Source organism: Salinirubellus litoreus (assembly GCF_037335815.1).
In the GTDB taxonomy this organism is placed as follows: Archaea; Halobacteriota; Halobacteria; order Halobacteriales; family Haloarculaceae; genus Salinirubellus; species Salinirubellus litoreus.
The window spans coordinates 2562442-2576395 of record NZ_CP147841.1 but is presented as its reverse complement, the minus strand read 5'-3'; the positions used below and the strand labels follow the sequence as shown (position 1 = coordinate 2576395).

At 70.4% G+C, this 13954-nt stretch carries 15 protein-coding genes, 1 tRNA gene and 1 other RNA gene; 9 read left to right on the top strand and 8 right to left on the bottom strand.

Annotated features, from left to right (window positions below):
* Positions 1–279 precede the first annotated feature (279 nt).
* On the top strand, positions 280–2337 hold the full coding sequence (locus tag WDJ58_RS12795; RefSeq protein WP_338913660.1) for a beta-propeller domain-containing protein: 2058 nt from the start codon (positions 280–282) through the stop codon (positions 2335–2337).
* Between the two features lie 115 nt (positions 2338–2452).
* Here WDJ58_RS12795 and WDJ58_RS12790 read toward each other — a convergent pair whose 3' ends face one another.
* A complete protein-coding gene (locus tag WDJ58_RS12790; protein WP_338913659.1) occupies positions 2453–3328 on the bottom strand; it encodes a sulfurtransferase in 876 nt (291 codons plus the stop codon).
* A gap of 267 nt (positions 3329–3595) precedes the next feature.
* Positions 3596–3670 (bottom strand) — tRNA-Arg (locus tag WDJ58_RS12785).
* 89 nt (positions 3671–3759) lie between these two features.
* On the opposite strand from WDJ58_RS12785, the gene WDJ58_RS12780 reads away from it, so the two are divergent.
* Together WDJ58_RS12780 and WDJ58_RS12775 are read left to right on the top strand one after the other, a co-directional pair.
* Positions 3760–4608: a geranylgeranylglycerol-phosphate geranylgeranyltransferase gene (locus WDJ58_RS12780; protein ID WP_338913658.1), complete on the top strand. Its 849-nt coding sequence runs from the start codon at positions 3760–3762 to the stop codon at positions 4606–4608.
* Between the two features lie 163 nt (positions 4609–4771).
* A complete protein-coding gene (locus tag WDJ58_RS12775) occupies positions 4772–5179 on the top strand; it encodes a CoA-binding protein (RefSeq protein WP_338913656.1) in 408 nt (135 codons plus the stop codon).
* Between the two features lie 10 nt (positions 5180–5189).
* Here the strand turns inward: WDJ58_RS12775 and WDJ58_RS12770 are convergent, their stop codons facing one another.
* Together WDJ58_RS12770 and WDJ58_RS12765 are read right to left on the bottom strand one after the other, a co-directional pair.
* Positions 5190–5585 carry an NUDIX hydrolase gene (locus tag WDJ58_RS12770; RefSeq protein WP_338913655.1) on the bottom strand — a complete coding sequence of 132 codons (396 nt, stop codon included), beginning with the start codon at positions 5583–5585 and terminating at the stop codon, positions 5190–5192.
* Between the two features lie 53 nt (positions 5586–5638).
* On the bottom strand, positions 5639–6004 hold the full coding sequence (locus tag WDJ58_RS12765) for a DUF5798 family protein (protein WP_338913653.1): 366 nt from the start codon (positions 6002–6004) through the stop codon (positions 5639–5641).
* Positions 6005–6104: 100 nt separating this feature from the next.
* Here WDJ58_RS12765 and WDJ58_RS12760 point away from each other — a divergent pair, with 100 nt between their 5' ends.
* Positions 6105–6509 (top strand): DUF7548 family protein, encoded by a 405-nt coding sequence (locus WDJ58_RS12760; RefSeq protein WP_338913652.1) that lies wholly within the window; start codon positions 6105–6107, stop codon positions 6507–6509.
* Between the two features lie 76 nt (positions 6510–6585).
* Positions 6586–6899: signal recognition particle sRNA (ffs, locus tag WDJ58_RS12755), an RNA gene on the top strand.
* 144 nt (positions 6900–7043) lie between these two features.
* On the opposite strand, the gene WDJ58_RS12750 is transcribed toward ffs, so the two are convergent.
* The 3 genes from WDJ58_RS12750 to WDJ58_RS12740 form a co-directional block, all read right to left on the bottom strand.
* Entirely contained in the window at positions 7044–7871 is an 828-nt protein-coding gene (locus tag WDJ58_RS12750; protein ID WP_338917850.1) for a mechanosensitive ion channel family protein, read from the bottom strand.
* A 119-nt stretch (positions 7872–7990) separates the two neighbouring features.
* Complete coding sequence (locus WDJ58_RS12745) at positions 7991–8239, bottom strand: YhbY family RNA-binding protein (RefSeq protein ID WP_338913650.1); 249 nt, start codon at positions 8237–8239, stop codon at positions 7991–7993.
* Between the two features lie 26 nt (positions 8240–8265).
* Entirely contained in the window at positions 8266–8580 is a 315-nt protein-coding gene (locus tag WDJ58_RS12740) for a ribonuclease P protein component 4 (RefSeq protein ID WP_338913649.1), read from the bottom strand.
* 92 nt (positions 8581–8672) lie between these two features.
* Between WDJ58_RS12740 and WDJ58_RS12735 the strand changes: the two genes are divergently transcribed.
* Entirely contained in the window at positions 8673–11066 is a 2394-nt protein-coding gene (locus WDJ58_RS12735) for a DUF7527 domain-containing protein (RefSeq protein WP_338913648.1), read from the top strand.
* 48 nt (positions 11067–11114) lie between these two features.
* Here the strand turns inward: WDJ58_RS12735 and WDJ58_RS12730 are convergent, their stop codons facing one another.
* Positions 11115–11420, bottom strand: coding sequence for a hypothetical protein (locus WDJ58_RS12730; protein WP_338913647.1), 306 nt, complete (start codon positions 11418–11420; stop codon positions 11115–11117).
* Positions 11421–11589: 169 nt separating this feature from the next.
* Between WDJ58_RS12730 and WDJ58_RS12725 the strand changes: the two genes are divergently transcribed.
* The 3 genes from WDJ58_RS12725 to WDJ58_RS12715 all read left to right on the top strand — a co-directional run bounded on the left by WDJ58_RS12725 (position 11590) and on the right by WDJ58_RS12715 (position 13946).
* Entirely contained in the window at positions 11590–12963 is a 1374-nt protein-coding gene (locus tag WDJ58_RS12725; protein WP_338913646.1) for an adenylosuccinate synthase, read from the top strand.
* Positions 12964–13029: 66 nt separating this feature from the next.
* Positions 13030–13221 (top strand): methytransferase partner Trm112, encoded by a 192-nt coding sequence (locus tag WDJ58_RS12720; protein WP_338913645.1) that lies wholly within the window; start codon positions 13030–13032, stop codon positions 13219–13221.
* Positions 13222–13343: 122 nt separating this feature from the next.
* On the top strand, positions 13344–13946 hold the full coding sequence (locus WDJ58_RS12715) for a DUF7524 family protein (protein WP_338913644.1): 603 nt from the start codon (positions 13344–13346) through the stop codon (positions 13944–13946).
* Positions 13947–13954: the final 8 nt, after the last annotated feature.

The following is a 13954-nucleotide window of genomic DNA, read 5'->3' as shown; positions in this document are numbered from 1 at the left end:
GGAGCCCGCCGGCGTGTTCCTCCTCGGCTACACGCTCGACCAGGAGGTACGGTCCGTCACGGACGACAGCTCCCTCGACGTTCACGGCGAGTGCGTGCTCGTCCGTACTGTCGGATGGTCGACCGTCCGACGAGTAGCTTGTGCCGGGTCCCACCTGCCGTCGACCGAACCCGCCGGGACGGACGATCCCGGACGAGCGTCCCGCGGTCGGGAAACCTCAAAGAGCTCCTTGACATTAGAGAAGGCCCTTTTCCGAACCGCCCATCGGTCGCGACGACGATGACCCGCAGCATCGCACCGCTGGGCGCGCTCGCGGTGGTCCTGCTGGCCGCCGTGGGCACCTTCGCGCTCGCACCGGGCGCGGGATTCGGTACGGAGCCCGTCGAACAGTCCCCCGAACCGGAGCAGACTCCCACGCCGGACGGGAGTTCGGGCTCGGACCTCGGGTCCTCGGACGTCACCCCGCCGAGCCCCGAACCGGCGAACGTGACCACCTTCGAGTCGGCCGAGGCGTTCGTCGCGTACCTCCAGCGGGCACCGACACGGTCGGCGTTCACCGCGGACGTCGCGCGGCCCGAGGCCGCATCGACCCCCGGCCCGACGGCGACGCCGATGCCGACCGGCGAGCCGACCGAGGTCGCCGCCGAAGCGACCGTCGACGCCGGCGGATCGGGCGGCGCTGCCCCGCCCGACCGCCACTCCGGCACGAACGTCCAGGTCGAGGGCGTCGCCGAACCGGACCTGGTGAAGACCGACGGTCGACGCATCTACTACTCGCCACGAGGTGGCCGCGAGCGCCACCACGACCCGTACGACGACCCAGGCACGCGCGTCATCGACGCCTCGCCGCCCGGGACGGCGGAGGTGACGGCCGAAATCGACCACAGCGGCCGGATGTTCCTCGCCGGCGATCGGCTCGTCGTCATCGGCGAGCGGGTGTGGGGCTACGACGTCTCGAACGCGTCGGAGCCCGACCTCTCCTGGTCGAAGTCCCTCGACGGCCGCGTCCACAGCGCCCGGATGCGCAACGGCACGATGTACCTCGTGCTGGCCACCCCGGTCAGTCCCGAATCACCCTGTCCCGTCGAGCCGATGGAGGACGTCAGCGCGGCCTGCACGGAGGTCTACCACCCCGATCGACCGGTCCCGGTCGACGTCACGTACACGGTAGTGGCGCTCGACCCCGCCGACGGGAGCGTCGGCGACGAACTGGCGATGGTCGGCGCGCGCGGTTCGACGGTCTACGTGTCCCACGGTGGCCTGTACGTCACCTACACGGAGCGCACCTCCCGGGCGGAGGTTCGGATGGCAGTCCTGCTCGGGCCGGCCCGTCCCCTGCTCGACGATCGGGTCGTCGAACACCTCCGGGAGATCCGGGAGTACGACCTGAGCGAGCGGGCCACCGAGGTCGAGATATCGGAGACGCTCCGGCGGTGGCGCGCGGGGCTGGACGAGGAGCGCCGCGAGGAGGTGGGCGAGGAGCTCCGGGAGGCCCACGAGGAGTACGTCGAGGAGCACCGGCGGAACCTGACGACCACGCACGTCGTCCGCGTGAACGTGACGGGCGCGAGCACTGCCGCTGATACGGGCGACGCGAACGCGACCGGCGCGGACGCCACGACGTTCTCGCTCGCCGACACCGGCGCGGTCCCCGGTCGGCCCCTGAACCAGTTCTCCGTCGACGAACACGAGGGAGCCCTGCGGATCGCCACCACCGTCGGCGAGCGGTGGGGCACCGAGTCGGTCAACGACGTGTACGTGCTCGACGCGTCGAACCTCTCGGTGACCGGCGCGGTGACCGGGATGGGCGAGACCGAGCGGATCTACTCGGTGCGGTTCGTCGGCGACCGCGGCTACGTCGTCACCTACCGACGGATCGACCCGTTCCACGTCCTCGACCTCTCGGACGCCTCGAACCCCGAACTGGAGGGCGAACTCAAGCTCCCGGGCTACTCCTCGTACCTCCACCCGCTCTCGGACGACCGGGTGCTCGGCATCGGCGAGGAGGACGGCGAGGTGAAGGCGGTGATGTTCGACGTCTCGGACCCGACCGATCCCCGCATCGGGGAGTCGCGGGTGCTCGCGTCCGAGTGGTCCGCGATCTCCCGGAGCCACCACGCGTTCCTCCTCGACCGCAAGCACGGGGTGTTCTTCCTCCCGACCGACCACGGCGGGATGGTCCTCTCCGCGTCGGACCTGGAGACGGTCCACGAGGTGAACGTCGACCGGCCACAGCGGGCGCTCTACATCGACGACTACCTCTACGTCTTCGGCGAGGACGAACTGGCGGTGGTCGACGAGACCGAGTGGGAGCGCGTCGAGACGCTCGAACTGTAGGCCCCAAGCTCATCCTCTCTTGTGCCCGAAGCGGCGGGCGGATCGTACCGCACCGCCCTCGATCAGGCCACCCGGAGCGCGTAGCCGGCCCCCCTCCCGTCCGGCGGGCGACCGCTCAGTCGGTCTCCATCGGGAGATCGGTCCGGCCCCACTCGGAGAGCGACCCGTCGTAGACCGCCACGTCGTCGACGCCGAGGAGGTGGAGCGCGAACGCGGTGCTGCTGGCGGCGATCCCCCCGCCGCAGTAGGTGATCACCCGCTCGCCGTCGGTCGCGCCGGCCGCGTCGAACCACTCGCGGAGTTCCTCGCGGGGGAGGTACGTCCCGTCCTCGGGATCGACGATCGCCTCCTCGCCCACCGCCGGGACGTTGACGCTCCCCGGGATACGTCCCGGACGGCCGTACTTCACGAGCCCCTCTCCGGCGTGGTCCTCGGGACGGAGCGCGTTGACGATGCGGCAGGCGTCGTCCTCGATGGCCTCCAGAACCGCCTCCCGCTCCACGAACAGCTCCGGGCGCGGATCGGGCGTGAACGTCACCGTTCGGTCCGCCGGCGGGTCGGTCGAGACCGGGCGGCCCTCCGCGACCCACCGATCCCAGCCGCCGTTCAGGATCCCCGCATCGTCGAAGCCGAACGCCCGCAGTAGCCACCAGACCCGAGCGGCCCAGGCGCTCCCCTCCGAGTCGTAGCAGACGACGCGGGAGTCGTCACCGATCCCGAGCGTCTCCACGGCGTCGGCGAATCGCTCGGGGGACGGCCGCTGGTAGGGGTAGTCGGGTTCGACCGCCGAGAGATCCCGCTCGATGTCGGCGTGGACGCTTCCGGGGATATGGCCCTCGTCCCAGTCGGCACGGCCGGACTCGGAGTGTCTCTCCCCGGTCTCGGGGTCGAAGCTCAGGTGGAGGGTGCAGTCGACGACGCGCAGGTCGGGGTCGTCCAACCGCGATTCGAGCCACTCCGGTTCGACCAGCGACGGGACGTCAGTGGTCATCGCGCCACCTCGTCGTTCGACGGGTGCCGGCTCCTGTGTTCCATATCGGTTCCCGTGGCGCGGGACGACCGTCAATACTCGGGTCCCTCCTGGAGCCGTCGAGGAGCGGGCCGTGCGCGTGAAGGCCGACACGGCCACCATCGGGTGGTCGGTCGGCAAGCGAGCCCTGAGGGATTGTGAACCACGGTCGCTCGCTTCACTCGCTCCCTGGTTCAAATCCCTCAGTGGTGCGGTTGCGGTCGCTCACGGTGTTCGCGACACGCAACACGAGCCCTGAGGGATTTGAACCCCCGGCAACGTGGTCCGAAGCCACGCACTCTGTCCAGGCTGAGCTAAGGGCCCTACACTCGGATATCGGTGTGCCCGGATTAAATCTGTCCATCGCGCCCGGGAGTCGCGCCGTTTATGCTCCTCCCTCCGTCAGGACCCCCATGCCGAGCGCCCGCGGGCTCCTCGAACTCACCCGTCCCGGGAACGCCCTGGCGGCGGGGCTGCTGACGTTCGTCGGGGCGTTCGTCGCGGGCGGCGTTCTGGAACCCACGCTCGGGGGCGCGGCCGCGTGGGTCGCCGCAGTGCTGGCGACGATCCTCGCCGTCGGCGCGGGAATGGCCATCAACGACTACTTCGACCGCGAGATCGATCGGGTGAACCGGCCGGATCGACCGATCCCCCGCGGAGCGGTCTCGCCCCGGGAGGCGCTGGCGTTCAGCCTGGTCCTGTTCGGCGGGGCCGTCCTCCTAGCGCTGACGCTTCCGGTACCCGCCATCGGTATCGCGGTCGTGAACCTCCTCGCGCTCGTCGCCTACACCGAGTTATTCAAGGGCCTTCCTGGCCTCGGGAACGCCCTGGTCGGATACCTCACCGGGAGCACGTTCCTGTTCGGCGGCGCGGCGGTCGGCGGCCGCCTGGAGTCGGTGTTCGTCCTGTTCGCGCTCGCCTCGCTCGCCACGCTCGCCCGCGAGGTCGTCAAGGACGTCGAGGACGTCGCCGGCGACCGCGAGGAGGGACTCAGGACGCTCCCCATCGCCTACGGCGAGCGACGGTCGCTCGGACTCGCCGCGGCCGTCCTCGCCCTCGCGGTCCTCGCCAGCCCCGCACCCTACCTGCTCGGGACGTTCGGCCTGCCGTATCTCCTCATCGTCCTCCCGGCCGATGCGGGGATGCTCTACGCGGCCTACGAGTCCTTCGACGATCCCTCCGCCGGGCAGTCCCACCTCAAAGCCGGGACGTACGTCGCGGCGCTGGCGTTCGTCGTCGGCCGGGCGAGCGTCGTCATCTGATACGGACGGTTGTAACGAATTCCGGTGATCGCCGACTCAATCCGGGCGACCACCGGTAAAAGACTACAACCGTCAGTACGAGCGCCCTCGTCCCGGTTCGACTCCGGATGCGGGAACGCACGATCGGCGTGGGCTTTTGTCCCGGGACGACCTACCGTCGGGTATGCCGGCAACCACCGAGCAGATCCGCGAGATACTCGACTACGAGACCGTTGCCGTCGTCGGCTGTTCGACGACGCCGGGGAAGGCCGCACACGACATCCCGAAGTACCTCCTCGATCACGGCTACGAGGTCATCCCGATCAACCCCTACGCCGACGAGATATTCGGCATCGAGGCGTACGACTCGCTCGAGGACGTCCCCGAGGGCGTCGACATCGTCGACGTGTTCCGGCCGAGCGAGGAGACCGGCCCCATCGTCGACGCGGCCGCCGAGCGCGAGGACGTGAAGGCGATCTGGCTCCAGCTCGGCATCCGGAACGACGAGGCGGGCGAGCGGGCCGAGGCCGCCGGCAAGCTGTTCGTCCAGGACGAGTGCATCAAGGTCGAGCACGGCAAACTGGCGGCCTGATCGGCAGGCCTCAGTCGCCGCCGAGCGCGTCCGCGACGATCCCCCCGTGGTCGAACCCGAGTTCCGGTAGGTCCTCGGGGGCGAACGTCCCCACACGACGGGCCTCGGCCCGCGGTTCGGGCTCCGCGTCGTCGGTGGGCAGACAGAGATACGCCGCGCTGACGTTCCCCCGGGGGTCCCGCCCGGGCGCGTCGTAGAGGCCGACGAACGAGACGGGCCGGACGTCGAGGCCGGTCTCCTCGCGGACTTCGCGGGCACAGGCCGTCCGCGCCGTCTCGTCGGGTTCGACCATCCCGCCCGGGAGGACCCACCGACCCGCTTCGGGCGGGTGGTCGCGTTCCAGGAGGACGATTTCGGACCCGAGGACGACCACCCCGTCGGCCGCGAGCGCCCTGATCTCGGTCATCGACACACTCCCGTGGCGCGAACCGGGGGTCCGTCGTCCGTTCGCGACACCGCTCAGTCGGTCCTCGACGTCGGCCCCTCGTCGGTCGCCGCGGAGTCGTCGACCGCTTCGGGCGTCTCGCCCTCCTCGGCCGTCGACGGGGAGCCCTGGTCGTCGGCCTCCGGGGTGGTCTCGGCCTCCCGGATCGCGGCCTCGGCGTAGACCTGCTCGACGTCGATCCCCTGCTGTTCGGCGAGGGCCTCGATGACGGCGGTCTGTCCCTCGACGGTCCGTTCGAGCCGCTCGACGCGCTGGTCGGTCGACTGGACCGTCTGTCGCATCTCGTGGACCTGCTCGCGCAGGTCGTTCAGCCGCTTGTACACCTCGTCGGCCATGTCCGCGACCATCGAGATCTTCTTCGTGGCGCTCCCGAATCCCATGCGAGCCCGTAACGACCGCCGGAACGTGATAGTTGCGGCTCGGTCGCGATCCCCCGAGCGCGTTCGCCGACTTCAAGACGCCCGCGGGCGGACTCCCGCCATGGACCGGGTCGACCTCCCGCCGACGGTCGGTATCGTCGCCTGTCTCGCCGTCCTCCTCGTTCTGGTGTGGCCGTTCGCCCAGGAGACGGCCACGTCCGTCGGGCTCTACTACTCGACGGGAGCGGTGACGCCGTACGCGGCCGGGCTGCTGGCGCTGGTCGCAGTCATCGTCTTCGCGGCCGGGCGTCAGGGGCGCTCGGATCCCAGCCTCTCGGCGGGCGCGGGGCTCGTCTTCGGGCTGTTCATCGCCGTCATCTCGGTGCTCTGGGCGTTCACCGCCCGCGTCGACGTGCTCGGGGGGACCTCGGCGCTGCTCTCCTCACAGCGGTGGGTGCTCGCGACGGTCTCGCTCGCCGTCCCGCTCGCAGGGCTCTGGTACGCGCGTGCCCTCCGGCTGATCTGAGCGAACCGGTGAACGGTAACGCGGGACACGACGCCTCGTCGTCGAAAAGCCCTTAAGCCGGAGCGGGGTTAGTTCGAGGTGGACTAGGCCGGGCAGTTAGGCCCTGCTTGCAAACCCGCGAAACGGTCTTCAGCGGGGGCCGAAATCCGGGGGCGTCCGGGCCGACCGGCTCGGGCCCCGCGAGCCGACGTGGAAGCCTCGTCCCACGAGGGCAGCGGTCCGCGCTCTGCCGCCTGCAGGGGCGGTACGACGCGGTTTACCACGGCAATCCCGCCAGGCGCGGAAGCGAGCAGCGGTACCGTGGACACCTGCCGCCCGTGGGGTCGCGGGGTGGAGGAAGCGAGCGGGATTCCCCGCGCCGGAACGCGCGGGCAACCCCGGAGTCCGTCCACTCATCCCGATATCGAACGCCGAGCGACGGCACCGCTCTCCCGCGTTCGCGACTCGACACGGCTCAGTACCAGATCGATAATGTCGCGCGCGAGGACCGCACCCGGTGGATCGGCTCTCGGCGGGAAAAACGCAGAGGATCGGTCAGTCGTCGCCGGTGGCCTCGACGTCGGCCGCCGAGATCGCCCCGGCCAGTTCGACGCCGCCGGAGAGGTCCCGCTGTGGGTAGGGGATCTCGATCCCCTCGGCGTCGAACCGTTTCTTGACGGCCGTGACGTACTCGCCGCGGGTCCGCACCCAGTCGGCCCGCGAGGGGTTCTGTATCCAGATGCGCGACTGGAGCCCGACGTAGGAGTCGGCGAGTTCCGTCAGCCGGACCGTCGGCTCGGGGGTGTCCATGATGCCCTCGTGCTTCCGGGCCTCCTCGACGATGATCTCCGTGGCGAGGTCGATGTCGTCGTCGTAGCCGATACCGAAGACGAACTTCAGCCGGAGCTCGTCCTTCGCGACGGGGTTCTTGATGACGCCGTCGGTGAGCTGGCTGTTCGGCACCGTGAGGAGTTCGTTGTCGAAGGTCTTGATCCGGGAGACCCGAAGCGAGATGTCCTCGACGATCCCGGAGTAGGTGCCGTCCTCCCACTCGATCCAGTCGCCGATGCGGAACGGCTTGTCCGTGTAGATGAACACGCCGGCGACGAAGTTCTTGAGGACGTCCTGCATGGCGAAGCCGATGGCGAGCGTGGCGGCGGCACCGATGGTCGCGATCGCGGTGAGGAAGTTCCCGAGGCCGGCCGCGCCGAACGCGACGGCGACCGCCGCGAACAGGACGACGATGAACGCCACCGTCGCGAGCGGCGTCCGGGCGTGCTCGTCGAGCCCGCGCGACCTGAGCACGCGGTCGACCAGCGGCAGGACGAGCAGCTTGCCGAGGGCGTAGACGAGGACGAACGCCAGCACGAACATCACCGCCATCCCGAGCGGGTCGGCGAACTCCGGCCGGACGAACCCCCGGAGGAGGTCGGAGACGGGGTTCGGTGCTGATTCGGCCGCGGCCTGTAGCGGGAGGAGCGGGAGCGAGAGCGAGTCCGGGGTCATCGGTGCAAGACCCCGGTGTGCCCGCGCGTGTCGACGACCTCCGCGTTCACGCGATCGGCGAGATCGGACGCCAGCTCCTCGACGTCGGTCCCGCCGCGGGCCGCCCGGTGGAACTTCACCTTCACCAGATCCCGGTCGCGCAGCTGGTCGTCGAGCTCGTCGACCACCGCCCCGATACCCCCCTTCCCGACCCACACCGTCACGTCCAGGTCGTGCGCCCGGCTCCGGAGGTCCCGATCAGTCATCGATCGACGTACTCGCCGGCACCCTTTCAAGCTTGAGGATTCGGACGGCCCGATTCGCGGTCTCCGTAGGGGTAACGCGCCTGTCCGCCACAGTCACACGTGACGACCACGTGGCCGTCCCGCGTTCTGACCCGCGCGTTCCGACCGGGCCGGAGGTAGGCGTCACACCGGTCGCAGGTGAACCGCCGGAACCGTTTCGGGAGGGTGAGCCGGTGGCGCTCGGCGACCCGGCGGGCGCGGCGCACGTAGCGCCGCGCGAGGTCGTCCTCGCCGTCGCCCGCGGCCGCTCTGGCGAGGTCGTGGAGCCGGTCGACACGGTCGGCCGCGATGCCCCGGGACACGCCCCGTGCTACCCGCCAGTCCCACATAGGGGTAGCGTTCGAGGACCGACGGGTCCGGAAACTATTAGGTCCGCGTGGGCCCCATTCGGGGCATGGACGCCCGCACGGTCGCCGACGTCGAGCGATGGGAGTCGCGTCCGTTCGGCGGGGGGTACGACGGCCTCCACGACCTCGCGGACCGGGAGTTCTCCGGATGCGTCGTCGCCGGGAACAGCTACCTCTTCATGGTTCGCGGACGAGCCGTCGGCGTCTTCGACTACACCGACCCGGGGGCGGGCGAGCCCTCGGTCGAGTCGGCACCGATCGACCGGTTCGAGGACGCCGACGGGACCGCCTACGAGGCACCTCACGACGCGCTGGCGCTCCTGTTCGCCATGGCCGCCGCCGGCGGGGAGACGCGCGGGCAGTACTACTCGCAGAAGACGCCCATCGAGGAGGTCGATCGGACGCTCCAGGACGGCGGGTTCACCGGCTACGTCGAACTCTCCGAGAACGTCCTCTCGGGCGACTACTACCTGGTCTACCACGGCGGCCGTCGCCGGTCGGTGGCGTACGTCGGCCAGTCCCGGCGGCTCAAGACCGACGAGGAGGCGTTCGACCTCGCGGCCGACGAGGTCGGTATCTACGAGGTGAACGCCGTCGGGCTCTCGACGGTCGAGATACCCGGCCATTCGAGTGGGGGTGCGGTCGATCCGGACACCGGGTCCGCGCCGATCGGCGGGGGGGACGGAGCCGACGAGACCGACGGGGTCGAAGAGGTCGACACGAACGAACAGACCCGCCCGGAGACCGACGCCACCGGGCCCGTGGACGACGGGGAGGTTCCGGAACGGGACGCGCCCGACGAACCCGCGGGACCCACGGAGGAGTCGACGTCGAGCGGACCGGAGATCGACCTGGACGCGGCGATCAGACCCGGGGGTGCCGACGACTCGACGGACGGCGAGCCTGCCGGCTCCGCCGACTCGACCGACCCCGAGCCGACGGTCCCGTCCGGCGAAACGCTCGACGGGGAGGACGAGGACGACCCCGAGGGCACCGACGTCCCCGATCGGGGCGAGACGAGCGCCACGGAGGACGCGACCGGGACGAGGAGCGTGGACGGCGACGAACTGGCCGAGGCGATCGACGAGGACGGTCCCGAGGGAGCGGACACGGGCGATACCGGAGAGGACGAAGCGGACGACGCGACGTCGGCCGAGGCCGAGATCGAAACAGAAACCGACGAGCCAGCCGTCGAACCGGCGGTGTCGGCCGTCCCGGAGGACGTGACCGTCGGCCCCGACGAGGAGTCGCCGGACGCGTCGCCCTCCGGGACGGCGGAGCCGACCGACGGGGCGACGTCGGAGGACGCGGCGGCGACGGCCGTCGAGCCAGGATCCGAGTCCGGATCCGAGGCGGGAGCCTCCGGAGCGGAGACGGACACCCCCGAAGACGAGGACGAGGACGGGTCGCGTCCACGGTCGTCGGAGAACGAGGTCGCCACCGGGAGCGACGGACACTCGCGCGTCGTCCCGTCCGTCGATCCGGAACGAACCGCACGGGGGGATCCCCCCGAGGAGGAGCAGTCGCCCCCGCCCCCCGACCGGGCGCTGATCGACGGGGAGACCGTCTCCGGGCTCCGGGCCGAACTCGCCGAACGCGGGGTCCGGATAGAGGAGCTACGCGAGCGCCTCTCGTCCGTCGAGGCCGAGCGCGACGAACTCACGGAACGGGTCGAGCGGCTGGAGGAGCGGCTGGCGGAGAGCGGTACCGCGCCGCTCGAGAACACCCGGGAGCTGTCCCCGGCCGAGGCGCTCTCGGGGACGAGCGTCCTGCTCCGGTACCGCTCGAAGAGCGAGCCGACGCTCGCGGAGGCCCACGAGGGGACCGCCGACCGCGAGACGCTGGCCAGGAACCTCACCCTGGAGACCCACCCGACGTTCGACACCGAGGGGGTAACCGTGTCGGGACGGACCTTCGAGGCGTTCGTCGAGGGGACACAGGGGTACCGGTTCCTCCGGTGGCTGGTCGAGGAGTTCCCCTTCGAGGTCCGGGAGACCGAGAGCGTCGCCTCGCTCGAACCGCTCTACGACGCGCTCCCGGCGCTCGACCGGGTCGAGTTCGACGCGACGGTCACCCTCGAGGGGGCCGACCGGGAGACGGCACGGTTCGACCTCGTCGGCCGCGACCGGCGGGGGAACCCGCTGATCGTCGCCCACCTCGAGGACGACCACGCGCCGACGGCCGGGCCGACCATGGAGGAGTTCGTCACCGAGGCGACGGCGGCCGCCGAGAGCCACGACACGCTCGCCGCGGCGTTCGCCGTCACGTCGAGCTACTTCGAGCCGGCGGCCCTGACCGTCGCGGGGGACGCGGCGGGCGGGAGCCTGCTCTCGCGGAGCAAGCGGAAGTCGTTCGTGAAGACCTCCCGGAAGGGCGGCTACCACCTCTGTCTGGTCGAGGACCGCGAGGAGTCGTTCTACCTGTCGGTGCCCGAACTCTGAGAGCCGGGGCTCGGCGAGGCGAAGACGGGAGCGATCGAACGAGTGCGTTCAGCCCTCGATCTCGGGGACGTCGTCGATCTTCATCGCGTCGAGTTTGTCGACGATGTCGTCGATCTTCGAGTCCAGATCGTTGACGAAGTCGGCGGTCTCCTCGGTCGTGATGGCACCCTGGCTCGAGGGCTCGATGAGGTTCTCCTCCTCCAGCACGCGCAGCGAGTAGCGGACCTTGTGGTGGGGGTAGCCGGTCTCGTTCGACATCTTGACGATGCCGATCGGCTCGTTGCCGATGACCATCCGCAAGACCTGCAGGTGACGTTCCAGCATGTCGACCTCCTTCTCCAGTCTATCTATCATGGCACTTGTTAACTTGTGTTTGGGGGGTTTAAAAGTTGTCCTCTTAATCGGGTACCGAAGACCGCTATCGGGCGTACGTCTACCGTGAGACGGTATAACCCTTGTGGCAGGCTGACGAACTCGCCGTTTCGAAACGGGTTTGTGAGGACCACCGGAAGTGGCTGACGACATGACCGTAACCATCGTCGGCACCCAGCTGGGCGACGAGGGCAAGGGCGGTATCGTCGACGTGTTCGGCGAGGCCGCCGACGTCGTCGTCCGCTACCAGGGCGGGGACAACGCCGGACACACCGTCGTCCACGAGGGCGAGGAGTACAAGCTCTCGCTGGTCCCCTCGGGGGTCGTCCGGGGCAAGACAGGCGTCCTCGGCAACGGCTGCGTGGTCAACCCCGCGACGCTGTTCGAGGAGATCGACGCCCTCCGCGAGCGTGGCATGGGCCCGGACGTCCGGGTCGCCGAGCGAGCCCACGCCATCCTCCCCTACCACCGCGTGCTCGACGGCGTGGAGGAGGAGGCGAAGGGCGACGACCTCGCGGCCGGCACCACCGGTCGGGGGATCGGCCCGACCTACGAGGACAAGGCCGGCCGCCGGGGGGTCCGCATCGGCGACCTGCTCGACCCCCAGGTGCTGAGAACCCGGCTGGAGTACGCGGTCCCGCGCAAGCGCCGCCTGCTGGAGTCGTTCGACGTCGACCCGGACGCCGACCGGTTCGAGGGCGCGTTCGACGTCGAGACGCTCTACGAGGAGTACCGCGCGTACGGCGAGCGGATCGCCGAGGAGGGGATGGCCGTCGACTGCGGGGAGTTCCTCGCCCGCCGTCGGGCGGGGGGTGACCGCCTGATGTTCGAGGGCGCGCAGGGCACCTCGCTCGACATCGACCACGGCTCGTACCCCTACGTCACCTCCTCGAACCCCACGGCGGGCGCGGCCGCCGTCGGCAGCGGCGTCGGGCCGACCGTGATCGGCGGCGGCGAGGTGGTGGGCATCGTGAAGGCCTACGTCTCGCGGGTCGGCACCGGGCCGCTCCCGACCGAACTCGGCTTCGTCGAGGGCCAGACCCCCGAGGGCGGCGGCGACACGAGTCCCGAGGCCGAGGATCTCGCCACGTACATCCGCGACGAGGGCGGGGAGTACGGCACCGTCACCGGCCGACCTCGCAGGGTGGGGTGGCTCGACGTGCCGATGCTCCGGCACGCCGCCGGCGTCAACGGGTTCACCGGTCTCGCGGTCAACCACCTCGACACGCTCGCCGGGCTGGAGACGGTGAAGGTCGGCCACGCCTACGAGCGCGACGGCGAGGAGCTGCTGACGATGCCCCCGACGACCGAGCAGTGGGGCGAGTGCGAGGCGACCTTCCGCGAGTTCGACGGCTGGCCCGACGTCGACTGGGAGGCGGTCGCCGAGGAGGGGTACGACGCGCTCCCGACGAACGCCCGGGCGTACCTGGAGTACCTCGAAGCGGAGCTGGGGGCGTCGGTGTACGCGGTCGGCGTCGGCCCCTCGCGCGAGGAGACCGTCGTCGTCGAGTCACCGTGGGAGTGACCGAGTAGCCCCGGAGCGACTGGCCGACCCGGCACGCTTTTGCCCCGGCCGGGTCTCCCCTCACACATGAAGGAGTCGCTGCTGGAGATCGTCTGCTGTCCGCTCGACAAGTCAGAGCTCGAACTCGAGACGATCCACACCGACGACGACGAGATCGTCGAGGGCAGGCTGGTCTGCACCGAGTGCGGCGAGGAGTACCCCATCGAGGACGGTATCCCGAACCTGCTCCCGCCGGACATGCGCGAGGAAGCCGCGTAGACCGGGCCGTCGGGGGTTCGAGAGGCGTCACGACCCGTCCAGTGGGACCGACGGGGGAGTTCCCCCCGTGAGCCGCCCGACCTCCCGAATCATTTTTTAAAGGCCGGGTCGACGGGCCGGCCGTGACGGACAGGCTCGTGGCTCACATCAACCGGACGGCCATCCACTCGCTCGAGGTACCCGAGAGCTTCGACACCGAGGGGTCGTTCGTCGTCGAACTCCGGAACGAGGGCGAGGCGACGCACGTCCACCTCCACCTCGACGACGTCCTCTCCGAGGTGGCCAGCCTCGACGCCGGCAACCACTACGTCGCCGGCGACTCGAGCAGGGAGGTCCGCGTCCAGGTCTCGCCCGGCGGCGAGCCCATCCGGGGGAAGCTGAAGGTCGTCACCGCCTACGGGGCGGAGACCCGGTACGTCGACGTCTCCGTCGAGCCGACGCGGAAGGGATCGGTCGCGGTGGATCCCGGGCTCTCGAAACCCTCTCGGGGGGCCGACGGCGAGATGGGGGGCCAGCGGGCCGCGGCGACCGGGAACGAGGGCGGTCTCGACATCGACGTCGACCTCCGGACGGTGATCTCGGTCCTCCCGGCGGTCGTCTTCGGGCTGGTGGCCGTCATCCTCGCGATGGGAGCCGTCCTCACCCCCGGCGGGACGGACGTGACCCTCGCGGTGCTCGCCGTCGTCGCCGGGGTCCTCACCGCGGGCTACCTCCTCCTGCAGTGACCGGGGAC

Bases quoted from the DNA above. Each gene is read 5' to 3' on its own strand.
- WDJ58_RS12720 (WP_338913645.1), top strand. From the start codon at position 13,030: ATGAAGGAGTCGCTGCTGGAGATCGTCTGCTGTCCGCTCGACAAGTCA.
- WDJ58_RS12730 (WP_338913647.1), bottom strand. From the start codon at position 11,420: ATGATAGATAGACTGGAGAAGGAGGTCGACATGCTGGAACGTCACCTG.
- WDJ58_RS12745 (WP_338913650.1), bottom strand. From the start codon at position 8,239: ATGACTGATCGGGACCTCCGGAGCCGGGCGCACGACCTGGACGTGACG.
- WDJ58_RS12765 (WP_338913653.1), bottom strand. From the start codon at position 6,004: ATGGGATTCGGGAGCGCCACGAAGAAGATCTCGATGGTCGCGGACATG.
- WDJ58_RS12770 (WP_338913655.1), bottom strand. From the start codon at position 5,585: ATGACCGAGATCAGGGCGCTCGCGGCCGACGGGGTGGTCGTCCTCGGG.
- WDJ58_RS12795 (WP_338913660.1), top strand. From the start codon at position 280: ATGACCCGCAGCATCGCACCGCTGGGCGCGCTCGCGGTGGTCCTGCTG.
- WDJ58_RS12775 (WP_338913656.1), top strand. From the start codon at position 4,772: ATGCCGGCAACCACCGAGCAGATCCGCGAGATACTCGACTACGAGACC.
- WDJ58_RS12780 (WP_338913658.1), top strand. From the start codon at position 3,760: ATGCCGAGCGCCCGCGGGCTCCTCGAACTCACCCGTCCCGGGAACGCC.
- WDJ58_RS12760 (WP_338913652.1), top strand. From the start codon at position 6,105: ATGGACCGGGTCGACCTCCCGCCGACGGTCGGTATCGTCGCCTGTCTC.
- WDJ58_RS12725 (WP_338913646.1), top strand. From the start codon at position 11,590: ATGACCGTAACCATCGTCGGCACCCAGCTGGGCGACGAGGGCAAGGGC.
- WDJ58_RS12750 (WP_338917850.1), bottom strand. From the start codon at position 7,871: ATGGCGGTGATGTTCGTGCTGGCGTTCGTCCTCGTCTACGCCCTCGGC.
- WDJ58_RS12790 (WP_338913659.1), bottom strand. From the start codon at position 3,328: ATGACCACTGACGTCCCGTCGCTGGTCGAACCGGAGTGGCTCGAATCG.
- WDJ58_RS12735 (WP_338913648.1), top strand. From the start codon at position 8,673: ATGGACGCCCGCACGGTCGCCGACGTCGAGCGATGGGAGTCGCGTCCG.